The following is a 23,873-nucleotide window of genomic DNA, read 5'->3' as shown; positions in this document are numbered from 1 at the left end:
CCCATTAGTCAGCGGGGATGAATACGGCTGGAGCCGTAGGTACCCATACTTCCCATGGCATAACGCGCATCACAGGACGGAAGGAGCGGGAGCGCTCCCAGTGGCGTTATTCACGTTTGAAGTGTGGCAAATGTGACGGATGTGACTGGTGGGACCTGACAAATGTGTCAATCCCGAAGTGTGAGGAGGGTCACATTTTGGTAACGGGGCCCGATGTTCCAGCAGGGGTTTCGATCCTGACAAACCCTCCTGTCTGATCTTTACAGCCGAACTCACCCTTTGCCGATCCGTGACCTTTCGGCGTAGCTTCTGGCGTCGTCGCGGTGAACAAGCCATGTCCCCGCGAACCCGCATCGGTCCCTCCCGATGTGAGACAGATAAAAATCCGCCGGTCGCCCCCCGACCATCCCCACACCAGCAAGTTCGCGTCGGGGCCAGGGCGGCCTGCCGAATCCGTGCAGCCAGGAGGCACGGAGCCGGGGACCCAGCGATCCCAAGTCCCCAAGGGATCAGGGGTGAATCGGCGCGCCCATGCGTGCCGTAGGGCGACTTCCACGCCCGAATCCGTCAGCTAACCCGGTAGGCGTTCGTGGAAGACACAAGGAGAAATCCTGTCTAGTCCCCTGCAGAACCCCCGCCTGTCCCGCCTTGCCCTGAGTGGCGTTGCACTCACGATGACCGTGACGGCCGGAGGTTTGGTCCTCCATGCCCCAACGGCTCGGGCGGAGACGACGAGTGATGCGGCCGTTCCGATGACGGTCAAGGCAGTGACGAGCACCGCGGCGATGAGCAGAGCGGTGGCGAGCACGGCCAAGTCGTCCAGGAAGGCCACGACCGCCCAGCGAAGGGCGGCCAGGCTCGCTCGGCAGCAAGCGAAGGCCCGCAAGGCCGTCGCCGTGGCCAAGAACCAGATCGGTGACCCGTACCGGTACGGAGGCACAGGGCCTGGTTCGTTTGACTGCTCCGGTCTCGTCCAGTTCGCCTGGAAGAAGGCCGGCATCAAGCTCCCGCGCGTGGCGAGCAGCCAGTTCGCCCGCATCAGGCACAAGGTCTCGTGGCGCAATCTGCGTCCCGGCGACCTGATGTTCTTCAGCGGGCTCGGCCACGTCGGCATGTACGTCGGCAAGGGCAAGATGATCCACTCGCCGCGGACAGGTGAACGGGTACGCATCGACAAGCTGAGCGGATGGCGCCGATCGTCCTTTGTCGGCGCGGTTCGTCCCGGCATGTGAAGAAGCCCCGTTCGGATTCTTGGAGGATTTCCTGGATCCGGACGGGGCTCTCGCCTGTTCGGGGGCTTACGCTCTGAAGCTCGGCGCGGCCTGGGCCACTACGATCGGGCATCGTGTTGGAGCGGGTGAGCCGGCGGGCCGTGGTGGCGGGGCTGCTGATCCTCGTGCCCGCCGCCGCCGCTCCGCTGCCCGGTTCCCCTATCCTTCCTCCCGAGCTGCGCGATCTGTGGCCGGGGCGGCGGACGGCTGTGAGCCGCGGTGCCCGCTCCACGGTCGTGGGGCCGGCCGGCGCTTCGCCCGCGTCGCTGGATGAGCTGGCGCGTGCGGCCGACAGTGCGGGGGCGCGGGTCTCGGGTGTGCTCGGCCGGCCCGTACGGCCGCTGATCGTCCTGCCGGAGTCCGGACGGGACGCCGCGCGCCTGGCCCGCACCACCCCCTTCGACGGGCTGGCGGCGGTCGCCGACGGGCGGCGCGTGATCGTCGTGCCGGAGGCGTTCGCCACGCTCAACCGCACCGGCAGGGACGTCGTCCTGACCCACGAGCTGACCCACGTCGTCGCCGGCACCGGCGGCGTGCCCGTCTGGCTGTACGAGGGTTTCGCCGACTACGTCGGCTACCGCGATTCCGGGCTGCCCGTCGCGACGGCCGCCGCCGAACTGGCGGCCGAGGTACGAGCCGGACACCTGCCGAACGCTTTGCCCGGCCCTGAGGCTTTCGCCGCGAACGGGGCCGACCCCGGCCGCCTTGCCCGGGCGTACCAGGAGGCCTGGCTGGCGTGTCGCTTCCTCGCTGACCGGTTCGGTGAGGGGACCCTGGTGAGGCTCTACCGTGAAGCCCGGGTGGCGGGCGTCGATCGGGCGCTCGCCTCGCTGGGGCTCTCCGTCGCCACACTGACGGCACGGTGGCGCACGTACGTGCGGGATCGGCTCGTGTGAAGGGGAGGCAGATGAGCGATCGGAGAGACGCCGATGACGCGGCGCGGGAAGACGAGGTGACCGGGGAGGCCCGAATACCGGATGGGGCGATGGCCGCCGTGGGGGCCGCCGGGCACGCGGACGAGGAGGCGGCGGAATCGGAGGACGCCGTCCCCGCCGGACGCCCGCACCTCGGCGGAGGGACGATGGCGCCGGGGGAGAGCGAGCCGGCGGCGGCCGCGGTGCCGGGAAAGAGCGAGCCTGTGGCGGCCGCGGTGCCGGGGGAGAGCGGGCCGGCGGCGGCCGCGGAGGCGCCCGCCCAGGCCCGAACACAGGCCCGAGCTCAGGCGACCGCCGGGGTGCCCGCGAGCGACGACACCGTGACGTTCGCACCGCCGTCGCTGAATGAGGAGCGTGCGGAAGGGCATCGTGAGGAGGTGCCCGTGACGGCGGCAGCCTCCGAGGACGCCGGGGCGACGCGCCCGGCGGCCATCGCGCTGGTCCTGCTGGGCGTCGTGATCCTGGCCGTGTCGGCCTTCAGCACGCCGTGGCGGGTGCTGACCGGCGGCCCGCCGGACCCGGCGCGCGACTTCGACGCCGCCCAGATCGCCAGGTCGCAGGCGTTCGACGCGGCCACGACGCTGCCGAGCTACCTCTCGCTGGGCCTGACGGTCGTCATCGCGGGGATCCTGATCGCCACCCCGTTCAGCGCCAGGGTGCTGGGCAGGCTGCGCGGCCCGTGGTGGGTGCGGGTGGTGCTCGGCGCGCTGGTGATCACCGCGATCACGGAGCTCGTCAGGTGGCCGCTCGGGATGTGGTTCGAGACGATCCTGCGCAACTACGGCCTGTCCATCCAGGGCTGGGGCAGCTGGACGGCGGATCGGCTGAAGAACCTGGGCGTGGAGGCGTTCCTGCTCTGCGTCATGCTGCTGGCCCTGGTGGCGCTGGCGCGCAAGGTCAGGCGCTGGTGGATCCCGGCGGCGGTGGGCGCGTTCGCGCTGACGATCGTGACGTCGTTCGTGTACCCGGTGGTGTTCGAGCCGCTGTTCAACGACTTCACCTCGATGCCGCAGGGCTCCCTGCGCACGAACCTGCTGGACATGGCGGCCCGTGACGGCGTCCCGGTCGAGGACGTGCTGGTGGCCGACGCCTCGCGCCGCACGACGGCGCTCAACGCGTACGTGTCGGGCTTCGGCGCCACGCGCCGCATCGTCGTCTACGACACGCTGCTGCGGGCCCCGCAGCGGGAGGTCGAGCTGGTCGTGGCGCACGAGCTGGGCCACGCGAAGTACGACGACGTGCTGTACGGCACGCTCATCGGCGCCCTGGGCGCCGCGTTCGGCGCGGTCGCGCTGTTCCTGGTCTTCGGTTCGGTACGGCGGCGCACCGGCGTCGCCTCGATCGCCGATCCGCGCTCGGTGGGCGTGGTCATGGGCCTCATGACGGTCGGCTCGCTCATCATGGGCCCGGGCCAGAACGTGATCAGCCGGCACATCGAGGCCAGGGCCGACGTGCACGCGCTCGACCTGACCAGGGATCCGGCCACGTTCATCGCCATGCAGAAACGGCTCGCCGTGACGAATATTTCCGACCTGTCGCCGGATGCGGTGGAATATATCCTCTATGCCTCCCATCCCTCCGGCCCCGAGCGCATCGCGATGGCCCGCGCATGGGCCAAGCTGAACGGCGCGCCCGAGCCGTGACCAGCTCCACCGGCAGCGTCCTCTTCGTGACGAACGACTTCCCGCCCAGGCCGGGCGGGATCCAGTCGTTCGTGCACGGGCTGGCGCTGCGCACACCGGGCGCCGTGGTCTACGCGCCCGCCTGGCCGGGTGCCGAGGAGTTCGACCGGCGCCAGCCGTTCCCGGTCGTGCGGCACCCGACCCGGCTCATGCTGCCCACCCCGGCCGTCGCCCGTACGGCGGCCGGGCTGGTGGCCGAGCACGGCGCGCGGGCCGTGGTGTTCGGGGCGGCGGCGCCGCTGGGCCTGCTGGCGCCGCGCCTGCGCCGCGCGGGCGCGCGGCGGGTGGTGATGCTCACCCACGGCCACGAGGCGTCGTGGGCGATCTCGCCGGGCTTCCGCGCGGTGCTGCGCAGGATCGGCGGGCACGCCGACGTGGTGACCTACCTGGGCGAGTACACGCGCAGGCGGCTGGCCGCGGCGGTCCCTGCGGGCAAGCTGGTCCGGCTGGCGCCCGGCGTGGACGTCGGCCAGTTCCATCCGGGGGTGGCCCCGGCCGAGCTGGGGCTCGGCGGGCGGCCCGTCGTGGTGTGCGTGTCGCGGCTGGTGCCGCGCAAGGGCCAGGACCAGCTCATCAGGGCCTGGCCCCACGTGCTGCGCTCGGTGCCGGACGCGGTGCTGCTGCTGGTGGGCGGCGGCCCGTACCGCAGGAAGCTGGAGCGGATGGCGGCGGGGCAGGAGTCGATCAGGTTCACCGGCACGGTGCCGGCGGCCGACCTGCCCGGCTACTACGCGGCGGCGGACGTGTTCGCGATGCCGTGCCGCACCCGGCTGAAGGGGGTGGACGTGGAGGGGCTCGGGATCGTGTTCCTGGAGGCGTCCGCGACGGGGCTGCCGGTGGTGGCGGGCGCGTCCGGCGGCGCGCCCGACGCGGTCCGGCCCGGCGAGACGGGGCTGGTCGTGAACGGGGAGGACGTGGGCGAGGTGGCGCAGGCCGTCGTCGAGCTGCTCACCGACCCCGACAAGTGCCGCAAAATGGGCGCGGGCGGCCGTGACTGGGTCGCCCGCGCGTGGGCGTGGGAGCACGTGGCCGCCCGCTTCCAAAAGCTGCTCCAGCCTTGAGTGGAGCCCGGCGTGAGCCGCTCTAGCCTTTGGTGGCGCCCAGCGTGAGCCCCGCCACGAACTGTTTGTGCAGGAGCTGGAAGACGATCAGGGTCGGCAGCGCCACCAGCATCGAGCCGGCGGCCAGCAGGTTGTAGTCGGTGAAGAACTGGCCGCGCAGGTTGTTCAGCGCCGAGGTGACGGGCAGCTTGTCGCCCGACGACATCAGCACCAGCGCCCACAGGAAGTCGTTGTACATCCAGGTGAACTGCAGCGTGGACAGCGCCGCCAGCACCGGCCGGCACAGCGGCAGCGTCAGCCGCCAGTACCGCTTCCACACCCCCGCCCCGTCCACCAGCGCCGCCTCGTTGATCTCCTCGGGGATCGTGCGCATGAAGTTCGCCATCACGAAGACGCAGAAGCCGAACTGGAACGCCACGTGGACGAGGATCAGCCCCAGGTAGGAGTCATAGAGCGACTGCGAGTCCGACAGCCACGACGGCAGCGGCACCATCGTGTAGAGCGTGTAGAGCGGCGTGATGAGCACCTGCGGCGGCAGCAGGTTGCCCGCCGTGAACACGATCAGCAACGTCCTGCGCCCCGGGATGCGCAGCCGGGCGATCGCGAACGCGGTGAACGAGGCCAGCAGCAGCGTCACCACCACTGCCGGCAGCACGATGATCAACGTGTTGAGGTAGTAGCGGGGCAGCTCGGCCTGCGTCCACGCCTGCGCGTAGTAGTCGAGCGTGAGGTGCTCCGGCAGCGAGACGTACCCCAGGCGGGCGGTCTCCTCGTACGGACGCAGCGACGCGTACACGGCGAGCACCAGCGGCAGCAGCCACCCCAGCGCCACCAGCGTGAGGAAGACGTGCAGCAGGACCCGCAGCGGCCGGACGGGGCGCCGGACCGGTGGCCGCCGCGTCTGAGCCGGGGGAGCGGCGGCGGGCGCGGTGAGCGTCATCGCTCCTCCCTGAACATCTGCGACAGGTACGCGACGATGAACCCCATCGAGATCACCAGCAGGATCACCGCGATCGCCGAGCCGAACCCGATCCTGCTGGCCTCGCCCACGATGTTCTCGGTGACGAGCACCGACAGCAGCTCCAGGCCGTTCCTGCCCTTGTTGATGGCGTAGACGATGTCGAAGGCCCGCAGCGCCTCGATCACCGTGATCACCAGGACGATCACGTTGACGGGCCGCAGCGTCGGGAACACCACGCGGAAGAACGCCTGCCGCTCGTTCGCCCCGTCGATGGCCGCGGCCTCCTTCAGCGCGGGATCGACCGCCTTGAGCCCCGCCAGATAGATGATCATGACGTAGCCGACGTGCCGCCAGCCGGCCGCGATCATCACGACCCAGATGTTGATGGCGCGGTCGCCCAGCCAGTCCACGTTCAGCCCGGTCACCGCGTTCAGCACGCCGTAGTCGGAGGAGTAGACGAGCTGCGCGATGAAGCCCACGACGGCCAGCGACAGCACGACCGGCATGTACAGGGCGCTCTGGTAGAAGCGCGACATCCGCAGCCGCCGGTCCAGCAGCACCGCGCAGAACAGCCCGAACGGCGTCGCCACCAGCCCGAGGAAGCCCAGCCACAATACGTTGTTGCGGACCGCCGACCAGAACGGCGGGTACTCGGCCGCCAGGTCGTGGTAGTTCTGGCCGCCGATCCACTCGATGGGCCCGATCCCGTTCCAGCCGGTGCCGGACAGCCCGATGGAGGCCAGCGTGGGCCCCCAGATGACGCTCACGTTGACGGCGATGGCCACCCCCAGCCCGATGACCAGGATGGTCACGTCGCGGGCGGAGTAGCGACGGGTCTTGACGGCCATCAGCGGAAGATGTTCGCCTTCTGCTTCTCGATGCTCGCCAGCAAGGAGTCGATCTCGTTGGGTTTGCTGACGAACGACTGCAACGACGGGATCATCACCGTGGAGGCGAAGTCGGGCCGCGTGTCACGGTCGAGGAACTGCGCGATGTGCGTGGCCTTGGACACCAGCTCCGCGCCGCGCTTCTGCAGCGCGCTGTAGCCGGAGGTGTCGGCCTTCGAGCTGGCCGCCAGCGTGCCCGGGTCCAGCTTCGTCGCGATGTCCTGGGACGACGGCTGCGCGAAGTGCTTGAGCAGCGCCTTGGCGCCCTCCACGTTCTTGGCCTTGGCGGAGATCATGTAGCCGTCGATGGGGGCGTCGATCGAGTCCGTCCCGTACGCCGGGTTGATCTCCGGGAAGGTGAAGAAGTCGAGGTCGTCGCGGTCGGCCTCGGGGAACTGCTGGGCGACGAACATGCCCAGCAGGTACATCCCGGTCTTCTTCTGCGCCAGCGACTGCCCGGCCTCCTGCCACGTCCGGCCCAGAGCCGCCGGCTGGTGGTACTCCATCAGCCCCCGCCACGTGTCGAACACCTGCTTGACCCGCGGATCCGTCCACGACTCCTTGCCGCCCATGAGCGAGATGTGGAAGTCGTAGCCGTTCGTGCGCAGGTTGAGGATGTCGAACGTGCCCATTGCCGGCCAGCCGTCCTTGTCGGCGAACGCGATCGGGATCAGCCCGTCGGCCTTCATCTTCTTCGCCAGCGCGGTGAGCTCGTCCAGCGTGGCCGGCGGCTCGTACCCCTTCTCCTGCCACAGACTCTTGCGGTAGAAGACCGCCCACGGGTAGTAGGTGAACGGGACGAAGTACTGCTTGCCGTCCACGCCGGTCGACTGGTCCTTGAACGCCTGCGTGTAGTTCCCGCCGATCTCCTGCCACACGTCGGAGATGTCGACGGCCAGCCCCTGCTCGGCGAAGAACTGCATGCGGTAGCCGGCGAACCAGGTGAACACGTCGTCGGGCGTGCCCCGCAGGTAGCGGTTGATGTTCTCCTGGAACGTGTTGTGGTCGACGGTGTTGATCCTCGTCGTGGCCTGGGTGAAGCCCTTGACCACGGTTTCGAGGGACTTCTTCGGGATCTCGTCGGAGGCGTTCGACCCGATCGTGACCGTGCCGAGCTTGCTGCCCGCCGACCCACCGGGGGCGGGGGCCGGGTTGCCGGAGCCGCATCCGGCCAGAATCGCGGGGACGCCGAACGCGGCGGCGGTGCCCAGCAGGAGATTGCGGCGTGAGATCGGCGGCCGTTGGTTCATGGTGGGTTCCTCCTAGCTGGACCGTCAGAATCCCCCGAGTTCACTCACCTTCCTTCATCGAAAAGCGAACATTTCTGACTGTCAACGCACAGATCTCGCCACTTACCAGAAAACCGGCAACTCGTGCAGCCCGAACATGATCCCGTCGGTCTGGAACGGCAGCTCCGCCACCGGCACCGCCACCCGCAGCCTCGGTAGGCGGGTGAACAGCGTGCCGAAGACGATCTCCAGCTCCAGCCGGGCGAGGTTCTGCCCCAGGCACTGGTGGATGCCGTAGCCGAAGGCCACGTGGTGGCGGGCGTCGCGGACACGGCGATCAGGCTGTTGCCCGCCCGCAGCCGATCGAGCGGTGGCGGACATGACCAGGGCGGGCCCCCGGCTTCGCGCCGGGAGCCCGCCCTTGGGGTTGGGGTCAGTTCACGTCGAGCTTGCGCTGGATGGTGACGAGGATGTCGAGCATCTCCAGCTGGGTGGTGGCGATGGACTGCTGGTTCTTCTCCATCGTCTCCTGTGCTGCCTTGAGGTCGGCGACTCCGTGCTCGAGATTCCCGAGTCGCGTGTCCAAGGTGTCGAGCCTGGTGTCCATGGTGTCGAGGCGGGTGTCGATGGCGCCGAGCCGGGTGTCGATGGTGTTGAGGCGGGTGTCGATGGCGTCGAGTCGCTTGTCGACCTTGGCGAAGCGGACCTCCATCCTGCTGTCCAGCTTCTTGACCCGGTTGGCGACGTCGTTGATGCGCTTCGTAAGGTCTTCGCCAAGCTCGATCTGGTTTGCCCGGATCTGGACCAGCTCGTTGTGCACCTTGGTGACAAACTCGGTGCCGGAGTCCTTGATGCTCATGGAAGTCTCCCCTAACGTTAGGTCTTGGGACCGGGGATGTAATGGATCTCCGGTCCCCTTCGTCGCCATGAGAATACCCCGAGATTTGCCGTACGTAAGGTGAAATCGAATGGAGATTCTGCTGGTCAGGCGGCACAAACGGGGCGCAATTCGGAATAATCCTCCTTTCTTGTGGCGTCTCTCAGAAGCGGTATTCGCCGCATTTGGCTAAATAGCCCGAGAAAGTCGCTCGAACTGGTCATCCGTCAGTTTCACCGACAAAGCGCGCACATTCTCCTCCAGATGTCCGACCGAGGACGTCCCCGGGATCGGGATCACCGTGGGGGAGCGGTGCAGCAGCCAGGCCAGCGACGCCTGCGCCGCCGTGACCCCGATCTCGGCCGCCACCTCCGCCAGCGGGCTGCCAGGCCCCGCGTGCGCTCCGGCCGCGAACGGGAACCACGGCAGGAACGCGATCCCGTGCTCGGCCGCGTAGTCCACGACGGGGTCGTGCTCGCGGGTGCTCAGGTTGTACAGGTTCTGGACGCTCGCGATCGGCGTGATCTCCGAGGCCCGGCGCAGCTCGTCCACGCCGACCTCCGACAGGCCGATGTGGCGCACCTTGCCCTCGTCCTTGAGCTGCTTGAGCGCGCCGAGCTGGTCCTCCAGCGGGTACTCCGGGTCGATGCGGTGCAACTGGAGCAGGTCGATGCGCTCGACGCGCAGCCGCCGCAGCGCCAGCTCCGCCTGCTGGCGCAGGTAGGCCGGGTGGCCGTGGGTGACCCATTCCGTGGGCGACGGACGCACCACGCCGACCTTGGTGGCCACCGTCACGCTCCCCTCGTACGGGTGCAGCGCCTCGGCGATCAGCTCCTCGTTGGCGCCCAGGGCGTAGGCGTCGGCCGTGTCGAACAGGTCCACCCCCAGCTCGACGGCCCTGCGCAGGAGGGCGACGGCGGCCTCCCGGTCGGCCGGGGGACGCCAGATGTGCGCCTCCGTGGCGGACGGCGCCGGCTCGGGTCCGTCGGCCAGCCGCATCGCGCCGTAGCCGATCCTGCTCACCGGAAGGTCGCCGCCGATGACGAAGCTCTCACGTGGAATTTCTCTCATGGCCGTCACGCTAGGACTTCACATCGGTGTGAGATTCAAGCCGAAGTGTTGTGAGGAGCGTCACATGAGGATCGGGGCGTTGTCGCGCGAGACAGGGGTCAGCCCGAGGCTGCTGCGTTACTACGAGGAGCAGGGGCTGCTGACGTCCTTCCGGGAGGAGGGCGGCCACCGGCGGTACGGCCAGGACGCGCCTGTGGTCGTGCGGCGGATCCGCACGTTGCTCGCCGCCGGGCTGCCGACCAAGGTCATCAGGGACGTGCTGCCGTGCGCGTCCGGCTCGGGCGAGGTGCTGGACGCCTGCACGCTCGGCCACCTGCGCGACCGCCTGGCGGCCCTGGAGCAGCAGCTCACCGAGATCCGCACGGCCCGCGATAGCCTGGCCGCGCTCGTGGCCGCCACGGAGCACGCCGAGCAGACCGCCCCGCTGGCCGGCGCCGCCTGACTCACGGGCCGCTCAGTGGCCGCCGTACAGGTCGTCGATGTCCTTGGCGAAGTCGCGCATCACCAGGCTCCGCTTGACCTTGAGGGTGGGCGTGAGGTGCCCGCTCTCCTCCGTGATGTCGCCGTCGAGGATCAGGAACTTCTTGATCTGCTCGGCCTTCGACACCGACTGGTTGGCCCGGTCGACGGCGGCCTGGATCTCGGCCTGCACCTTGGGGTCGCCCCGCAGCTCGGCCACCTTGGCGCCGGCGGGCAGGGCCTCGGGGTCGAGGGTGATGAGGGCGGCCACGAACGGCCGCCCGTCGCCCACGATCATGGCCTGGGAGATCAGCGGGTGGGCGCGCAGGGCATCCTCCAGGGGGCCGGGGGCGACGTTCTTGCCCGCCGCCGTGACCAGGATCTCCTTCTTGCGTCCGGTGATGCGCAGGTAGCCGTCGGCGTCGAGCTCGCCGATGTCGCCGGTGTGGAACCAGCCCTCGGGGTCGATGACGTCGGCGGTGGCCTCGTCGTTCTTCCAGTAGCCGTGGAAGACGTTGCGGCCCTTGGCGAGGATCTCGCCGTCGTCGCCGATGTGCAGGGTGACGCCGGGCAGCGGCTTGCCGACGGTGCCGATCTTGTTGGCGCCCGGCATGTTGACGGAGAGCGGGGCCGAGGTCTCGGTGAGGCCGTAGCCCTCGAAGACCTCGATGCCGACGCCGCGGAAGAAGTGGCCGAGCCGCTCGCCGAGGGCGGAGCCGCCGCACACGGCGGCCGACAGCCGGCCGCCGGTGGCGGCGCGCAGCTTGGAGTAGACGAGCCGGTCGAACACCGCGCGCTGCAGCCGCAGGCCGAGGGGCGCGCCGCCGGTGCTCTCGGCCTTGCTCCAGGCCACGGCCACGTCGACGGCGCGGGCGAAGATCTTGCCCTTGCCGCCGGAGATGGCCTTCTGCTCGGCGGAGTTGTAGACCTTCTCGAACACGCGCGGCACGCCCAGCAGGAACGTCGGCTTGAAGTCCTGGAGGTCGGGGGCGACGTTCTTCATGTTGGGGGTGTGCGCCATGATCGCGCCGGCCTCGATCAGGACGACCTGGATCATCCGGGCGAAGATGTGCGCCAGCGGCAGGAACAGCAGCGCCGCCGGGTCCTTGCGGGCGAACAGCGGCTCCAGCGGCCCCCGCAGCACGTTGAGCGCGGTGAACAGCAGGTTGTCGTGGGTGATGCGGCAGCCCTTGGGCCGGCCGGTGGTGCCGGAGGTGTAGACGACGGTGGCCAGGTCGGCGGAGGTGACCTGCTTCCTGCGCTCCTCGACGTCGGCGGCGGTGACGTCGCCGGTCTCCAGCGTGCCGTCGACCCGCCAGATGGCCTTCAGCTCGGGCGCGGCCTCCCGCACGGCCTCCTCGTGCCCGTCGAGCTCGACGAACGCCGCCTTGGCGTCGCTGTCGTGCAGGATCCACCTGACCTGCTCGACCGAGGACGTCTCGTAGATCGGCACGGTCACCGCGCCGACGGCCCAGATGGCGTAGTCGACCAGCGTCCACTCGTAGCGGGTGCGCGACATGAGCGCCACCCGGTCGCCGTGCTCGACGCCCGCCGCGATCAGCCCCTTGGCCACCTCGACCACCTGGTCGCGGAACTCGGCCGCGGTGACGACGGGCCAGCCGGCGCCGGTCTTGCGGCGCATGACGACCGCGCCCGGCTCCTGCTCGGCGCGCCGGAAGACGGTGTCGGCCAGGCCCGCGGAGGCGGGCACGTCGACCAGGACGGGGACGCTGTACTCGCGCACGAACTCAACTCCTCTTCGGGGACCGCCTGGACGTTACCGCCTTAAGTTACGCGCCGGTAGCTTCGTCATTGAGGCGTTATGAAGGGCATTTCCCACGCTAGCAGCCGCCGCCCGCCCGTACGCGCATCGAAAACGGCGGATCGGACGGCCCGATCGCGCGGTCGTAGGATTCCCCTCATGAGGGTGCATGTCGTCAGTGACGTCCACGGCCGCGCCGACGCCCTGGCCCGCGCGGGCGACGGCGCGGACGCGCTGATCTGCCTGGGCGACCTGATCCTGTTCGTCGACTACGACGACCACGCCCAGGGCATCTTCGCCGACCTGTTCGGCGCCGAGAACGCCAGGAAGTTCATCGCGCTGCGCACGGCCAAGCGCTTCGACGAGGCCAGGGCCATGTCGGCGTGCCTGTGGAGCACGCTCGACGGCGACCCGCGCGAGCACATCGAGCGCAACGTCCGCGCCCAGTACGCCGCCCTCTTCGGCGCCATGCCGACCCCGGCCTACCTCACCTACGGCAACGTCGACCTGCCGCGCCTGTGGGCCGACTACCTCAGGCCCGGCCAGCAGGTGCTCGACGGGCAGGTGGCGGAGATCGGCGGGCTGCGCTTCGGCTTCGTGGGCGGCGGCCTCAAGACCCCGTACCGCACCCCGCACGAGCTGACCGACGAGGAGTACGCCGCCAAGGTCGAGGCGGTCGGCGAGGTCGACGTGTTGTGCTGCCACATCCCGCCCGCGCTGCCCGAGCTGCTGTACGACGTGGTGGCCCGGCGCTTCGAGCGCGGCAGCGAGGCGACGCTGGAGGCGATCAAACGCACGCAGCCGCGCTACGCCCTGTTCGGCCACGTGCACAACCCCTTGCACCGGCGGGCCCGGGTGGGCCGCACCGAATGCGTGAACGTGGGGCATTTCCGGGGGAAGGGCGTCCCGTACGTCCTCGAATGGTGATCTGACCGGCACTGGCCGGTAGCGTGCAGGGCTCCGCCGCGGTCGGCGGTTTGTGCACTACGGTGGTCGCATGTCTGATCGCACCACTTCGAGCATCACCATCGGCGCCCCGCAGGCCGACGTGATGGCGGTCATCGCGGACTTCCCCTCCTACCCGGAATGGGCAGGCCAGGTCAAAAGCGCTCAGGTTCTCACCACCGACGCCGACGGCAGGCCGGCGACGGTGCGCTTCGCCCTCGACGCCGGCCCGATCAGCGACACCTACACCCTCGGCTACACGTGGGAGGGCGATGGCGTGCACTGGCAGGTGGTCGAGCCGGGGAAGATGGTCTCCGACCTCAGGGGGAGTTACCGGCTGGCCGGCACGGGCAGTGGCACCGAGGTGACGTACGAGCTGACGGTCGATCTCAGCGTGCCCATGATCGGCCTGATCAAGCGCAAGGCGGAGAAGGTGATCGTGGACACCGCGCTCAAGGGTCTCAAGAAGCGCGTCGAAGGCCGCTGAGGTGAGCCCGCGCGTCCTGCTCTTCACCGGCAAGGGCGGCGTCGGCAAGACGACGGCCGCCGCGGCCACCGCCACGCTCGCCGCCGGTCGCGGGCTCAAGACGCTCATCATCTCCACCGACACGGCGCACTCGCTGTCCGACGCGCTGGCCGCCGCGCCCGGGGAGATCGCGCCCGGCCTGCACCTGCACCAGGTCGACACGCAGAAGACGCTGGAGCGCCACTGGGGCGAGCTACAGGACTACGCCAGGGGCGTGCTCGTCGAGCTGGGCCTCGACCGGATCACCTCCGAGGAGATCACCGTCCTGCCGGGCGCCGAGGAGGTCATCGCGCTGCTGGAGCTGCGCGAGCACGCCCGCGAGGGCCGCTGGGACGTCATCGTGGTCGACTGCGCGCCCACCGCCGAGACGCTGCGCCTGCTGGCCCTGCCCGAGGCGCTCGACTGGCACGTCAACCGGCTCATGCCGGTCGGCCGCAGGCTGGTGCGGCTGGTCGCGCCGTTCACGCGCAGCGTGGCCCGGGTGAGCGCGCCCGGCGACGACGTGCTGAGCGCCGGCGAGCGCTTCCACCGCGGCCTCATGGAGGTGCGCGAGCTGCTCACCGGCGACCACGCCTCCGTGCGGCTCGTGCTCACCCCCGAGTCGGTGGTGCTCGCCGAGGCCAGACGCACCCTGACCTCCCTCAGCCTGTACGGCTACCGCGTCGACGCCGTGATCGCCAACCGGGTCTTCCCCGAGGGCGGCGCCGACGAGTGGCGGGCCCGCTGGGTGGCGGCCCAGTCGAGGCTGCTGGCCGAGGCGGAGCAGTCGTTCGCGCCGCTGCCCGTCCACGTGGTGCCGTACCTGTCGGCCGAGCCCGTCGGCAAGGACGCCCTGGCCGGCCTGGGCGCCGCGCTGTACGGCGAGTCCGACCCGTTCGCCCCGCACGCCGTCGAGCCGCCGCTGCGGATGAGCGCCGACGAGCTGGCGCTGGCCCTGCCGGGCGCCGACCGCGCCGACGTGGACCTGGCCCGCAAGGGCGACGAGCTGATCGTCACCGCCGGGCCGTACCGCAGGATCCTGGCGCTGCCCGTGGCGCTGGCCCGCAGGCGGATCAGCGGGGCGGAGCTGCGCGACGGCGTGCTGCGCGTGCGGTGGGCGGCACAAGAGGACGAGCCCGAGGACGAGCCCGGAGGGGCGGGGTCCGCACCATCATCCGGCTCGGGGAGCGAATCGGCGACCTGAGGAGTTGAAATGGAGGAGCGACCCCAAACGCCAGGAAGGGCCAAGATGAGCGAGAGCCAGAACAGGGACCCGATCGGGACCGTCGCCGACGAGGCACGCAAGTTGTTCGACTCGATCCAGGGGCGGGCCACCCGCCAGGTCGGCAGGAGCGTGCTCAACTCCTTCACCGGCGGCGGTGGCCGCAGGGAGCGGGACGTCTGGGAGGAGGCCGTGTCCGAGCCCCACGACGAGTACATCTGCCGCGCCTGCCCCGTCTGCCGGGCGATCGCGGCGCAGCGCGAGTCCGGCGGCGACGTGGCCGGGCACCTGATGGCGGCGGGCGGCGAGCTGTTCGCCGCCTTCAAGGGCGCGCTCGACGCGCTGAGCAGGCCGGCCCCCGCAGCACCGGCAGGCCGGGCGGCGACCAGCATGAGGGCCGCCGCGACGGGCAGCGTGACGACGTGGAACACATAGATCTGAACTAGAGGAGACGCGGGGCATGCTCACGATCGGTGTCGACATCGGCGGGACGAAGGTGGCCGCCGGTGTGGTCGACGACAATGGCGAGATCGTCGAACACACGCTAAGGCCCACCGCCGCCGACCGCCCCGACGTGGTCGCCGAGACGGTGGCCGACGTCGTACGCGAGCTGTCCAGAGACCGGACGATCGAGGCCGTGGGCGTCGGCGCGGCCGGTTTCGTGGACGAGACCAGGTCCGTCGTGCGTTTCGCCCCCAACCTCGCCTGGCGTGAGGAGCCGCTGCAGAAGAAGATCAGCGACCTGGTCGGCCTGCCGGTCGTCATCGAGAACGACGCCAACGCCATGGCCTGGGGCGAGACCAGGTTCGGCGCGGGCAGGGGGCAGTCCCACGTGGTCTGCCTGACGCTCGGCACCGGCATCGGCGGCGGCATCGTCATCGGCGGGGAGCTCTACCGCGGCCGCTGGGGCATGGGCGCCGAGCTGGGCCACATGCAGGTGCTGCCCGGCGGGCGGCAGTGCGGCTGCGGCAACATCGGCTGCTGGGAGCAGTACGCCAGCGGCCAGGCCCTGGTCAAGGACGCCCGGGAGATCGCCGAGGCGCAGCCGGAGCGGGCCAGGATCCTGCTGGGGCTGGCCGGCGGCAAGATCGAGGGCGAGGAGGTGACCGAGGCCGCGCGCCAGGGCGACGAGGCCTCGCTCGACGCGTTCGGCAGCCTGGCCGACTGGCTCGGGCAGGGCATGGCCGACCTGGCCGCCGTGCTCGACCCCGGCTGCTTCATCGTCGGCGGCGGCGTGTCCCGCGCGGCCGACCTGTTCATCGACCGGGCCAGGCAGACCTTCGCCGAGCGGCTGACCGGGCACGGGCACCGGCCGCTGGCCGAGATCAGGCTGGCCGAGCTGGGCGCCTCCGCCGGCGTCGTGGGTGCCGCCGACCTGGCCAGGCAGCGCTGAGCCCGATGCCGTGACGCTCTTGACGCTCTTGACGTCCGTACACCTGTGACGCCTGTGACGATCAGGGTCGGCACGTACAACCTGCACGGGCTGCGCGACAGCGTGCCCGCGCTGGCCAGGGTGATCGCCGACGCCCGCGCCGACGTGCTGTGCGTGCAGGAGGCGCCCAGGTTCCTGCGCTGGCGGGCCAGGCGGGCGGCGCTGGCCGCCGCCTCGGGGCTGTCCGTGGCGACGCCGGGCCGGGTGGGCGGCGTGGCCGTCCTGGTCGGGCCGCGCGCCCGCGTCCTGCACGCCGAGACCCGCCGGCTGCGTGCCTTCCTCGGCCTGGAGCGGCGCGCGCTGGCCGTCGCCGTGGTGCAGGCGGAGGGGGCGCGGCTGGCCGTCGGCTCGCTCCACCTCGACCTGCACGACGCGGCCAGGATGCGGCACGCCGTCGAGGCTGTGGCGCTGATGGAGGACGTGGCCGCAAGGCACGGCGCGGCCGTCGTGCTGGCCGGCGACGTCAACGAGCATCCGCACCGCCCCGCCTGGCGCTACCTGGCCGGGCGGCTGGCCGACTGCTACGCCGTGGCGCCCGAGGGCGACGGCCTGACGTTCCCGGCCGGGAAGCCGTCCGCGCGCATCGACGGGGTGTTCGCCGCGCGCGGGACGCACGTCGTGTCGTGCGGGGGAGTGCGGGCCGCGAGCGCCGATCTGACCGGGGCCAGCGACCATCTGCCGGTCGTCGCGGAGCTGAGAGTTGGGCACTAGCGGGCAAGACAGGCTGTCCAGCCCGTAGCATTTCCTTCATGACCCGTCGCTTTCAGCGGCGTGCGCTCTCCTTGATCTTGGCGACGTCCGTGGCCTGGACGCAGGTCACGCCCGCCGCGCATGCCGAACCCCGCCCCGCGCAGATCGAGGCGTGGCAGCAGTCGACCAGCGTGCGCCTCCAGGTCGACGGCTCGCTCTCCGACGTGCTGGCGGTCTCGCCGAGCGACGTGTGGGCGGTGGGCCAGCAGGAGATCTGGGACGTCTGGAAGAACCGCGGCACCATCCGCCACTGGGACGGCAGCAGGTGGGCGGAGATCGGCATCCGCGACAACACCGCCGCGGGCAGCCTGCGCGGTCTGGCCGCCGCCTCGCCGTCCGACGTGTGGGCGGTCGGCGACGGGCACGACGGGCTGCCGTACCTCGCGCACGGCGACACCGCCGGGTTCGACCGGGTCAGGCCGTCCGCCCTGCGGGCCGGCGACTGGCTCGGCGGCGTCGACGCCAAGTCGGGCAAGATCGTGGCGGTCGGCAGCCGGGAGAAGAACGGGCTGATCCTCACCGGCCAGGGCAGCACCTGGACGGCGCAGGAGACCAAGGACGAAGGCGCCCTGTACGCGGTCTCCGGCGGGTTCGCCGTCGGCGACACCGGCACCGAGCCGCTGGTCATGCACTACTCGGGCGGCTCGTGGAAGTCCATGCCGCTGCCGCCCGTCCCCGGCGGCTACCTGCGTGACGTGCAGGTCGACAGCTCCAAGCAGGCGCTGGCCGTGGGCGGCGTCTACCGCGGCCCCGGCGACATCGTGCCGCTCGCCCTGACCTGGAACGGCAAGCGGTGGCGGGAGCTGAAGCTGCCCGCCTCCGAGGCCAGGCTGTACGGCGTGACCGGCGACGGCAAGGGCCGCTACTGGATGACCGGCTACGACCCTTCGCGGGCCGCGGAGCCGTTCATGCTGCGCTGCGAGAAGGGCCGGTGCGAGACCATCAGGGGCGACGCCCAGCAGGGCAGGAGCAGCGTGCGGCTGCAGGCGGTGGCGTACCTGGCGGGCAGGAGCACCGTGTGGGCGGTCGGCCACGCCGTCGACGCGAAAGACCGCTACAGCGACGTGGTGGAGTCGTTCGCCCCCAAGACCACCACGGCGAAGTCGTGAGCCCGCGCCGGGCGCCTACAGCACGGCGCCGTCGTCCCAGCCGGAGTCGTTGGGCGGGCCGTCGCCCATGCGCACCACCAGCGCCACGAACCCGCCGATGAACGCCGCCACCGCCGTGAACAGCGCCCACCCCTCCATGTGCCAGCTCGCCATCGCCGCGACCAGCAGGTAGGCGGGGCCGCCGAACAGCGCCACCCACGCCAGCTTGGTCGGCAGGTCGAGCTTGGGCAGCGGAGGCGGCGGCGGAGGCTCGAAGTGGCCTTCGTCCTCCTCGCCCTCACCGTCGCCGTCGCCGCGGTCGCGGTCGAGCAGCGGGCCGTCGTCGAGGGAGTCGAGGGAGCCCGGCGAGACGTCGTGCGCGGGCTCCTCCTCCGAGGGCTTGACGACCCGGCGGGTGGGCTCGGCAGGCAGGTTTTCGCTGTCGGGCCATGGCTGATCGGCCGAGTCGCGCTCGGCGGTGTCGTTGAAGGACGCGACGATCTGCCGCCAGACCTCGTCCTCGTCACTCTGGGGCGTCACCTAGATGGGCCTCTCCGCAGCGATCGCGACTTCCCCCTGGGTGCGATCAGTCCCTCTGCAAGGGTACCGAGGCATGTGTCCGGATGAAGTCGAGGCTCCCGGCAAAGATCCTGTCGGCATCGTTGTCAAGTGTCGCAACATGGTAGCTATCGGTAAGCTCCTCGATCGTGGCCTGCGGGACCTTCGCGCGAATGATCGCGACACTCGTCGGCTTCACCACATGGTCGTCCCGGCTGTGGAAGACCAGCAGTGGCTGGGTCACCTTCGCCAGGTCGGCCTGCACCAGCGACCACAGCCCCGGCAGCGACGCCGCCGCCTTCACCGGAGTGCGAGTGTAGGCCAGCTCGCGCACCCCGGGCTTCTTGACGTCGTTGGCGACGCCGGGCACCGACGGCACGAACCATTTGAGCAGCGGAGCGAGCTTGAGCAGCGGCACGTCGTTGGCGATCGAGGGATTCACCACCATCACCCCTCTGATGGCGGACCCGTGCACCTCGGCGAGCCGCAGCGCCAGGCAGCCGCCCAGCGACAGCCCTGCCACGAACACCTCCGCGCACCGGCCCTGGAGGTCGGCGAACGCCTTCTCCACCTCGGCGTACCAGTCCTCCCAGCGCGTCCGGTTCATCTCCTGCCACTTGGTGCCGTGCCCGGGCTGGCGGGGCAGCGACACGCTGATCCCCTGACCGGCCAGGTACTCCCCCCATGGTCGCAGGGACTGCGGCGTGCCGGTGAAGCCGTGACACAGCAGCACGCCGATCTGGCCTGCTTCGTGGTGGTAGGGCTCCGCGCCTGGCATGAGCGGCATAACAGCTCCTCTGTGCCGTTTCATTCCGGCAATTTCCGCCGGAACGGCCCGATCGTCGCATGTTCCGGGGTATTTGTGCGAGAGCTGATGTAGGAGCATGGCCGTCGAGATGGGAAGATGACTCTGCCCACTGCTGACGATGCCCGCCGACGAGAAGTGCGCAGGAAGAGGTGCCAGGGTGTTCTACTGGGTGGTCAAGGCCATCTTGGGGCCGTTCCTCCACCTCATCTTCAGGCCGTGGACCGAAGGCGCCGAGAACGTCCCCAAGGAGGGGCCCGCCATCCTGGCCGGCAACCATCTGTCCTTCGCCGACCACTTCTTCGGCCCCCTGCAGATCCGGCGCAAGGTCATCTCGCTGGGCAAGGCCGACTACTTCACCGGGCGGGGCATCAAGGGCTTCTTCACCCGCCTGTTCTTCAGCGGGGTCGGCACCGTGCCGATCGACCGCTCCGGCGGCAAGGCCAGCGAGGCCGCGCTGCGCACCGGACTGCGCGTGCTGCGCGAGGGCCACATCCTCGGCATCTACCCCGAGGGCACCCGCACGCCCGACGGCCGCCTCTACAAGGGCAAGACCGGCGTGGCCAGGCTCGCGCTGGAGTCGCGGGTGCCGGTGATCCCGTGGGCGATGATCAACACGTACGAGATGATGCCGCCGGGGCGGTTGTTCCCCAAGCTGGGCATCCGGCCGGGCGTGAAGTTCGGCAAGCCGCTCGACTTCTCCCGCTACTACGGCATGGAGGACGACCGGCTGGTGCTGCGCGCCGTGACCGACGAGATCATGTACGCGCTGATGGAGCTGTCGGGCCAGGAGTACGTCGACAAGTACGCCGCCAGCGCCCGCGTCGAGATGGAGCGTGCCGCGCGGGCCGCCGCCGCGGGCAAGAGCGAGTGAGCCGGGAGGTCACGCCGAGGAGCGTAAGGCCTCCTCGGTGCGGCGCATGGCGCTCGTCATCGTGCGCAGCTCCTCCCGGCTGAGCCGGTCGATCAGGAAGGCGCGCACGACCTCCACGTGACCGGGCGCCACCTGCTCCAGGCAGCGCGCGCCCTTCTCGGTCAGCACCGCCAGCACGCCGCGCTCGTCGGACGGGCAGGTCGCCCGCTCCACCAGCCCCGCCTTCTCGAGCTGGTTGATCTGGTACGTCAGCGCGCTCTTCGACACCACGACGTCTCTCGCCAGCTCCGTCATGCGCATCTGCCGGCCGGGGGACTCCGACAGGACCACCAGGATCTCGTACTGCGGGTGCGTGAGGCCGGCGGCGGCCTTGAGCTGCTCCTCGATCCGCCGCTCGAGCAGGTGGGAGGTGGACACGAAGGCGCGCCACGCCGCCATCTCGGTCGCGTCCAGCCATCGGATGTCCGTCACCGATTCAGTGTACTGTCGTTCGAATTTGAACAAATCACTGCTAGAGTCGTTGTTCAAATCTGAACATCCATCGAGGGGGAAGAGTTCGCATGGTGGATCAGGCGCGTCCCGTCGTCCTGTTGCTGGCGAGGGTCGCCATCGGGGTGATCTTCCTGGTGCACGGCTACCAGAAGTTCGCGACCATGGGCATCGCGGGCACGACCAAGTTCTTCGAGTCCGTCGGCATCCCGCTGGCCGGCCTGGCCGCGCCCGCGGTGGCCGTGCTGGAGGTCGCCGGCGGCCTGGCGCTGATCCTCGGCGTCGCGCTGCCGATCGCCGGCACGCTGCTCGCCCTCGACATGCTGGGCGCGATCGCCTTCGTGCACGGCTCCAACGGGCTGGCCGGCGACGGCGGCTACGAGTTCGTGCTGGCGCTGGCCGCGGCCAGCCTGGCCGTCGGGTTCACCGGAGGCGGCGCGCTGGCGCTCGACCGCGTCCTGTTCCGCCGCCGCAGCGCCGCCACGGCGACCGCGTAACGCCGGAGGGCGTGGCCTGGGCGTGCCGGCCGGGCGTGGTGGCGGCCGGCACCGCCTCTTGGGCCGGCGCCGCTTCTTCGGTCGGCGCCGCCCCCTTTCTTCTCTACGTGGGGTGGCGGGTCAGGGCCTCCCGGACGCGTTCGCGCAGCCAGGCGTGCGCCGGGTCGGCGTCGTAGCGCGGGTGCCAGCCCATCGAGATCGTCATGGGCGGCAGCTCCAACGGCACCGCGAACGTCACCAGCCCCAGCGCCTCGTACATCGGCCTGGTCAGCCGCTCCGGCGTCATCCCCACCAGCCCCGACTCGCGCACCGCGAGCAGCATCGCCCCGAACGTCGGCAACGAGCCCGCCACCCGCCGCGCCAGCCCCATCCCGGCCAGCAACTCGTCCACCGGCCCCGCCGTGCGCCCCCGCCGGGTGGCGATGACGTGCTCGAACGCGGCGAACCTGGCCGCCGTGACCGGCCCGCCGTCGAGGATCGGATGCCCGGGACGCACGACGCCGACGCCCCGGTCCTCCGTCAGCGGCTCGACCCGGATCTCCGGCGCCGGGTCCTCCATGCCCGTCACCTCCAGGTCGGCGCTCCCGTCACGCAGCGCCTGCGCGTCGCCGTGCCCCTCCGGGACGAAGTGCAGCCGCACCCCCGGGGCCGACCGGCTCACCTCCGTCAGCAGCGGCACGCTCACCGCCGTGATCACGACGTCGGAGGCCAGGATCACGAACCTGCGCTCCAGCGTGGCCGGATCCAGCTCGCCCGGCGGCGTGAACACCTTCCTGGCCGCCTCCACCAGCGCCCGCACCTCGCCCCGCACGGCCAGCGCCCGGGGTGTCGGCACCATCTGCCGCCCGAGCGCACCAGCACCGGGTCGCCCATGGCCGCGCGGATGCGCCCGAGCGTGCGGCTCATCGCCGGCTCCGACAGGTGCAGCCGCCGCGCCGCCGCCGAGACGCTGCCCTCCTCCAGCAGCACGTCGAGGGCGATCAGCAGGTCGAAGCTCGGTTGCGTCTGACGCATGTATCACCTGCCAAAGATGCATTTGAGGTCAGGTCAGGGTCGAGTCTACGGTGAGGAACGCGGGAGGCCTCCGCCGCACTCCATCACCCCTTGACCTCGCCGGAGGTTTCGCATGTCCACCCTTACGCTGGAGCCGGGCGTCCGGTCCCGCACCCGGATCATGGCCGTCATGGCCGCGTCCGTGGTGCTCGCGGTCGCCCTGGTCGCCGCCGTCAACCTCGCCATCCCCACGCTCGCCGCCTCCGAGCTGCACCCCTCGCAGGCGCAGATCCTCTGGATCGTCGACGCCTACGTCATCGTCTTCGCCTGCCTGCTCATCCCCGCCGGCGCGGCCGGCGACCGCTTCGGCCGCAAGGGGTGCTGCTGGCCGGGCTGGGCGTGTTCGCGGCCGGATGCCTCGCGGCGGCGCTCGCGCCGGACGTCGTCACGCTGATCGCCGCCAGGGCGCTGAGCGGCGCGGGCGCCGCCATGGTCATGCCGGCCTCGCTGGCCATCACCGTCGGTGTCTACCCGCCCGCCGAGCGCGGCGCCGCCGTCGCCGCCTGGACCGCCGCCACCGGCGCCGCCGGCGTGATCGGCAACCTGGGCGGCGGGCTGGTCATGCAGTACCTGCCGTGGCGGGCGCTGTTCGGGGTGCCGGTGCTGCTGGCCGCCGCGCTCGCGGCGCTGGTCGCCGTGATGGTGCCGCGCGTGCCCCGGCACCCCGCCGCCCTCGACCTGGCCGGCACGGTGCTGCTCACCGCCGCGTCCGTGGCGCTGCTCACCGGGATCATCGAGGGGCCCGAGGCCGGATGGGGGAGCGGGCTGGTGGTGACGGCGTTCGGCGTGGCGGCCGTGCTGTTCGCCGGCTTCGTCGCGCACCAGCTGCGCGCCTCCGCGCCGCTGCTCGACCCCGGCTGTTCGCGTCGGCGCGGCTGCGCGCCGGGACGCTCGGCGTGGCCGTCACCTTCTTCGGGCTGTTCGCGCTGTTCTTCGTCAACGCCCGCTTCCTCCAGGAGGTCAAGGGCTTCTCACCGCTGCTCACCGGGGTGGCCATCGTGCCGCTCGTCATCCCCATGATCGTCCTGTCGCGGCTGGCGGGCCGCTTCGCCCCGCGCCCCGCCGTCCTGGCCGGGCTCGCGGGGAACGTGGCGGGGCTGGCCCTGCTGTCCTTCGCCGGCGCCACCATGCCCTACCCCCTGTACGCCGCCGGACTGGTGATCATGGGGGCGTCCATGGGCCTGTGCCTGCCCGTGCTCTCGCACGAGATCATGGCGGCGCTGCCCCGCGAGCGCGCCGGCCTCGGCTCCGGCCTCAACAGCGCCACCCGCGAGCTCGGCAGCGCCGTCGGGGTCGCCGTCATGGGGACGGTCATGGCCACGTACGGGATGGGCACCGGATACCGTGTCGTGGCCGCCGTGGTGCTCGCGGGCGGCCTGCTCACCGGCTGGTGGCTCAGGCCGGGCGCGCGCGAATCCGCCTGATGTGCTTGGGCCTGGCTCAGGCCGGACGCGCGGACC

The 23,873-nt window shown here is 70.9% G+C and carries 28 protein-coding genes, 1 pseudogene and 1 riboswitch; of the genes and pseudogenes, 17 read left to right on the top strand and 12 right to left on the bottom strand.

Translation table 11 applies throughout. The features are described from left to right. Window positions 1-435: 435 nt before the first annotated feature. Window positions 436-601: riboswitch (cyclic di-AMP (ydaO/yuaA leader) on the top strand. A 73-nt stretch (window positions 602-674) separates the two neighbouring features. The 4 genes from KIS93_RS43535 (at window position 675) to KIS93_RS43520 (ending at window position 4,949) form a co-directional block, all read left to right on the top strand. Beyond that, window positions 675-1,232 (top strand): C40 family peptidase, encoded by a 558-nt coding sequence (locus tag KIS93_RS43535; RefSeq protein WP_080041176.1) that lies wholly within the window; start codon window positions 675-677, stop codon window positions 1,230-1,232. Between the two features lie 113 nt (window positions 1,233-1,345). Next, window positions 1,346-2,167, top strand: a complete 822-nt coding sequence (locus KIS93_RS43530; RefSeq protein ID WP_155128163.1) for a gluzincin family metallopeptidase — start codon at window positions 1,346-1,348, stop codon at window positions 2,165-2,167. A gap of 11 nt (window positions 2,168-2,178) precedes the next feature. Continuing rightward, window positions 2,179-3,849, top strand: coding sequence for a M48 family metallopeptidase (locus KIS93_RS43525; RefSeq protein WP_230466420.1), 1,671 nt, complete (start codon window positions 2,179-2,181; stop codon window positions 3,847-3,849). Next, window positions 3,816-4,949, top strand: a complete 1,134-nt coding sequence (locus KIS93_RS43520) for a glycosyltransferase family 4 protein (protein ID WP_080041174.1) — start codon at window positions 3,816-3,818, stop codon at window positions 4,947-4,949. Before KIS93_RS43525 ends, KIS93_RS43520 begins: the two co-directional genes overlap by 34 nt. Window positions 4,950-4,971: 22 nt before the next feature. Here KIS93_RS43520 and KIS93_RS43515 read toward each other — a convergent pair whose 3' ends face one another. The 6 genes from KIS93_RS43515 to KIS93_RS43490 all read right to left on the bottom strand — a co-directional run bounded on the left by KIS93_RS43515 (window position 4,972) and on the right by KIS93_RS43490 (window position 9,974). Next, window positions 4,972-5,889, bottom strand: a complete 918-nt coding sequence (locus KIS93_RS43515; protein WP_080041173.1) for a carbohydrate ABC transporter permease — start codon at window positions 5,887-5,889, stop codon at window positions 4,972-4,974. Further along, on the bottom strand, window positions 5,886-6,758 hold the full coding sequence (locus tag KIS93_RS43510) for a carbohydrate ABC transporter permease (protein WP_080041172.1): 873 nt from the start codon (window positions 6,756-6,758) through the stop codon (window positions 5,886-5,888). Before KIS93_RS43510 ends, KIS93_RS43515 begins: the two co-directional genes overlap by 4 nt. Next, window positions 6,758-8,047: an ABC transporter substrate-binding protein gene (locus KIS93_RS43505; RefSeq protein ID WP_080041171.1), complete on the bottom strand. Its 1,290-nt coding sequence runs from the start codon at window positions 8,045-8,047 to the stop codon at window positions 6,758-6,760. Before KIS93_RS43505 ends, KIS93_RS43510 begins: the two co-directional genes overlap by 1 nt. 102 nt (window positions 8,048-8,149) lie before the next feature. Beyond that, window positions 8,150-8,407, bottom strand: a complete 258-nt coding sequence (locus tag KIS93_RS43500; protein ID WP_155128160.1) for a cytochrome P450 — start codon at window positions 8,405-8,407, stop codon at window positions 8,150-8,152. A 52-nt stretch (window positions 8,408-8,459) separates the two neighbouring features. Beyond that, on the bottom strand, window positions 8,460-8,885 hold the full coding sequence (locus tag KIS93_RS43495) for a hypothetical protein (RefSeq protein ID WP_080041170.1): 426 nt from the start codon (window positions 8,883-8,885) through the stop codon (window positions 8,460-8,462). Window positions 8,886-9,092: 207 nt separating this feature from the next. Continuing rightward, window positions 9,093-9,974, bottom strand: a complete 882-nt coding sequence (locus KIS93_RS43490) for an aldo/keto reductase (RefSeq protein ID WP_080041169.1) — start codon at window positions 9,972-9,974, stop codon at window positions 9,093-9,095. A gap of 64 nt (window positions 9,975-10,038) precedes the next feature. On the opposite strand from KIS93_RS43490, the gene KIS93_RS43485 reads away from it, so the two are divergent. After that, window positions 10,039-10,416, top strand: coding sequence for a MerR family transcriptional regulator (locus tag KIS93_RS43485; RefSeq protein WP_080041168.1), 378 nt, complete (start codon window positions 10,039-10,041; stop codon window positions 10,414-10,416). A gap of 12 nt (window positions 10,417-10,428) precedes the next feature. Here KIS93_RS43485 and KIS93_RS43480 read toward each other — a convergent pair whose 3' ends face one another. Continuing rightward, the gene (locus KIS93_RS43480) at window positions 10,429-12,177 is read right to left on the bottom strand and encodes an AMP-dependent synthetase/ligase (protein WP_080041167.1); all 1,749 of its coding nucleotides are present in this window, start codon (window positions 12,175-12,177) and stop codon (window positions 10,429-10,431) included. 177 nt (window positions 12,178-12,354) lie between these two features. Between KIS93_RS43480 and KIS93_RS43475 the strand changes: the two genes are divergently transcribed. The 7 genes from KIS93_RS43475 to KIS93_RS43445 all read left to right on the top strand — a co-directional run bounded on the left by KIS93_RS43475 (window position 12,355) and on the right by KIS93_RS43445 (window position 18,158). Then, entirely contained in the window at window positions 12,355-13,122 is a 768-nt protein-coding gene (locus KIS93_RS43475; protein WP_080041166.1) for a metallophosphoesterase family protein, read from the top strand. A 70-nt stretch (window positions 13,123-13,192) separates the two neighbouring features. Beyond that, window positions 13,193-13,627 (top strand): SRPBCC family protein, encoded by a 435-nt coding sequence (locus KIS93_RS43470; protein ID WP_080041165.1) that lies wholly within the window; start codon window positions 13,193-13,195, stop codon window positions 13,625-13,627. A 1-nt stretch (window position 13,628) separates the two neighbouring features. Continuing rightward, window positions 13,629-14,849, top strand: coding sequence for an ArsA family ATPase (locus KIS93_RS43465; RefSeq protein WP_080041164.1), 1,221 nt, complete (start codon window positions 13,629-13,631; stop codon window positions 14,847-14,849). Window positions 14,850-14,894: 45 nt separating this feature from the next. Continuing rightward, window positions 14,895-15,302, top strand: a complete 408-nt coding sequence (locus KIS93_RS43460) for a hypothetical protein (RefSeq protein WP_186404772.1) — start codon at window positions 14,895-14,897, stop codon at window positions 15,300-15,302. A 25-nt stretch (window positions 15,303-15,327) separates the two neighbouring features. After that, window positions 15,328-16,260: an ROK family glucokinase gene (locus tag KIS93_RS43455; protein WP_080041162.1), complete on the top strand. Its 933-nt coding sequence runs from the start codon at window positions 15,328-15,330 to the stop codon at window positions 16,258-16,260. A gap of 54 nt (window positions 16,261-16,314) precedes the next feature. Beyond that, window positions 16,315-17,010, top strand: a complete 696-nt coding sequence (locus KIS93_RS43450) for an endonuclease/exonuclease/phosphatase family protein (protein ID WP_080041161.1) — start codon at window positions 16,315-16,317, stop codon at window positions 17,008-17,010. A gap of 38 nt (window positions 17,011-17,048) precedes the next feature. Then, entirely contained in the window at window positions 17,049-18,158 is a 1,110-nt protein-coding gene (locus KIS93_RS43445; protein ID WP_230466418.1) for a beta propeller repeat protein, read from the top strand. 15 nt (window positions 18,159-18,173) lie between these two features. Here the strand turns inward: KIS93_RS43445 and KIS93_RS43440 are convergent, their stop codons facing one another. After that, window positions 18,174-18,677 carry a hypothetical protein gene (locus KIS93_RS43440; RefSeq protein WP_080041160.1) on the bottom strand — a complete coding sequence of 168 codons (504 nt, stop codon included), beginning with the start codon at window positions 18,675-18,677 and terminating at the stop codon, window positions 18,174-18,176. A 46-nt stretch (window positions 18,678-18,723) separates the two neighbouring features. Continuing rightward, the gene (locus KIS93_RS43435) at window positions 18,724-19,482 is read right to left on the bottom strand and encodes an alpha/beta hydrolase (protein ID WP_080041159.1); all 759 of its coding nucleotides are present in this window, start codon (window positions 19,480-19,482) and stop codon (window positions 18,724-18,726) included. Window positions 19,483-19,660: 178 nt separating this feature from the next. Between KIS93_RS43435 and KIS93_RS43430 the strand changes: the two genes are divergently transcribed. Continuing rightward, a complete protein-coding gene (locus tag KIS93_RS43430; RefSeq protein ID WP_080041158.1) occupies window positions 19,661-20,374 on the top strand; it encodes a lysophospholipid acyltransferase family protein in 714 nt (237 codons plus the stop codon). A 9-nt stretch (window positions 20,375-20,383) separates the two neighbouring features. Here the strand turns inward: KIS93_RS43430 and KIS93_RS43425 are convergent, their stop codons facing one another. Continuing rightward, window positions 20,384-20,845 (bottom strand): MarR family winged helix-turn-helix transcriptional regulator, encoded by a 462-nt coding sequence (locus tag KIS93_RS43425; RefSeq protein WP_080041157.1) that lies wholly within the window; start codon window positions 20,843-20,845, stop codon window positions 20,384-20,386. Between the two features lie 89 nt (window positions 20,846-20,934). Between KIS93_RS43425 and KIS93_RS43420 the strand changes: the two genes are divergently transcribed. Then, window positions 20,935-21,360, top strand: a complete 426-nt coding sequence (locus KIS93_RS43420; protein ID WP_080041156.1) for a DoxX family protein — start codon at window positions 20,935-20,937, stop codon at window positions 21,358-21,360. A 103-nt stretch (window positions 21,361-21,463) separates the two neighbouring features. Here KIS93_RS43420 and KIS93_RS66220 read toward each other — a convergent pair whose 3' ends face one another. Together KIS93_RS66220 and KIS93_RS66215 are read right to left on the bottom strand one after the other, a co-directional pair. After that, a complete protein-coding gene (locus KIS93_RS66220; protein ID WP_246005448.1) occupies window positions 21,464-22,198 on the bottom strand; it encodes a LysR substrate-binding domain-containing protein in 735 nt (244 codons plus the stop codon). A 59-nt stretch (window positions 22,199-22,257) separates the two neighbouring features. Continuing rightward, window positions 22,258-22,374 (bottom strand): annotated as a pseudogene (locus tag KIS93_RS66215) (helix-turn-helix domain-containing protein); the annotation flags it as partial. A gap of 112 nt (window positions 22,375-22,486) precedes the next feature. Here KIS93_RS66215 and KIS93_RS43410 point away from each other — a divergent pair. The 3 genes from KIS93_RS43410 to KIS93_RS43400 are packed head-to-tail and all read left to right on the top strand — an operon-like array spanning window position 22,487 to window position 23,837. Continuing rightward, entirely contained in the window at window positions 22,487-22,807 is a 321-nt protein-coding gene (locus KIS93_RS43410; RefSeq protein WP_186404771.1) for a hypothetical protein, read from the top strand. Further along, window positions 22,732-23,433 carry an MFS transporter gene (locus KIS93_RS69260; RefSeq protein ID WP_420895887.1) on the top strand — a complete coding sequence of 234 codons (702 nt, stop codon included), beginning with the start codon at window positions 22,732-22,734 and terminating at the stop codon, window positions 23,431-23,433. Before KIS93_RS43410 ends, KIS93_RS69260 begins: the two co-directional genes overlap by 76 nt. Next, a complete protein-coding gene (locus KIS93_RS43400) occupies window positions 23,331-23,837 on the top strand; it encodes an MFS transporter (protein WP_420895888.1) in 507 nt (168 codons plus the stop codon). The genes KIS93_RS69260 and KIS93_RS43400 overlap by 103 nt, the downstream gene beginning before the upstream one ends. Window positions 23,838-23,873: the final 36 nt, after the last annotated feature.

The sequence above is a fragment of the [Actinomadura] parvosata subsp. kistnae genome (genome assembly GCF_900323885.1).
In the GTDB taxonomy this organism is placed as follows: Bacteria; Actinomycetota; Actinomycetes; order Streptosporangiales; family Streptosporangiaceae; genus Nonomuraea; species Nonomuraea composti.
Note: the sequence above shows the minus strand (reverse complement) of the source record. Positions and strands in the feature narration are given on the sequence as shown.

Excerpts from the sequence above, each read along its gene's own strand:
- KIS93_RS43535 (WP_080041176.1), top strand. The coding sequence starts at position 675 with ATGACCGTGACGGCCGGAGGTTTGGTCCTCCATGCCCCAACGGCTCGG.
- KIS93_RS43525 (WP_230466420.1), top strand. The coding sequence starts at position 2,179 with ATGAGCGATCGGAGAGACGCCGATGACGCGGCGCGGGAAGACGAGGTG.
- KIS93_RS43520 (WP_080041174.1), top strand. The coding sequence starts at position 3,816 with ATGGGCCAAGCTGAACGGCGCGCCCGAGCCGTGACCAGCTCCACCGGC.
- KIS93_RS43515 (WP_080041173.1), bottom strand. The coding sequence starts at position 5,889 with ATGACGCTCACCGCGCCCGCCGCCGCTCCCCCGGCTCAGACGCGGCGG.
- KIS93_RS43510 (WP_080041172.1), bottom strand. The coding sequence starts at position 6,758 with ATGGCCGTCAAGACCCGTCGCTACTCCGCCCGCGACGTGACCATCCTG.
- KIS93_RS43505 (WP_080041171.1), bottom strand. The coding sequence starts at position 8,047 with ATGAACCAACGGCCGCCGATCTCACGCCGCAATCTCCTGCTGGGCACC.
- KIS93_RS43500 (WP_155128160.1), bottom strand. The coding sequence starts at position 8,407 with ATGTCCGCCACCGCTCGATCGGCTGCGGGCGGGCAACAGCCTGATCGC.
- KIS93_RS43495 (WP_080041170.1), bottom strand. The coding sequence starts at position 8,885 with ATGAGCATCAAGGACTCCGGCACCGAGTTTGTCACCAAGGTGCACAAC.
- KIS93_RS43490 (WP_080041169.1), bottom strand. The coding sequence starts at position 9,974 with ATGAGAGAAATTCCACGTGAGAGCTTCGTCATCGGCGGCGACCTTCCG.
- KIS93_RS43485 (WP_080041168.1), top strand. The coding sequence starts at position 10,039 with ATGAGGATCGGGGCGTTGTCGCGCGAGACAGGGGTCAGCCCGAGGCTG.
- KIS93_RS43475 (WP_080041166.1), top strand. The coding sequence starts at position 12,355 with ATGAGGGTGCATGTCGTCAGTGACGTCCACGGCCGCGCCGACGCCCTG.
- KIS93_RS43470 (WP_080041165.1), top strand. The coding sequence starts at position 13,193 with ATGTCTGATCGCACCACTTCGAGCATCACCATCGGCGCCCCGCAGGCC.
- KIS93_RS43460 (WP_186404772.1), top strand. The coding sequence starts at position 14,895 with ATGAGCGAGAGCCAGAACAGGGACCCGATCGGGACCGTCGCCGACGAG.
- KIS93_RS43455 (WP_080041162.1), top strand. The coding sequence starts at position 15,328 with ATGCTCACGATCGGTGTCGACATCGGCGGGACGAAGGTGGCCGCCGGT.
- KIS93_RS43445 (WP_230466418.1), top strand. The coding sequence starts at position 17,049 with ATGACCCGTCGCTTTCAGCGGCGTGCGCTCTCCTTGATCTTGGCGACG.
- KIS93_RS43435 (WP_080041159.1), bottom strand. The coding sequence starts at position 19,482 with ATGCCGCTCATGCCAGGCGCGGAGCCCTACCACCACGAAGCAGGCCAG.
- KIS93_RS43420 (WP_080041156.1), top strand. The coding sequence starts at position 20,935 with ATGGTGGATCAGGCGCGTCCCGTCGTCCTGTTGCTGGCGAGGGTCGCC.
- KIS93_RS66220 (WP_246005448.1), bottom strand. The coding sequence starts at position 22,198 with ATGGTGCCGACACCCCGGGCGCTGGCCGTGCGGGGCGAGGTGCGGGCG.
- KIS93_RS43410 (WP_186404771.1), top strand. The coding sequence starts at position 22,487 with ATGTCCACCCTTACGCTGGAGCCGGGCGTCCGGTCCCGCACCCGGATC.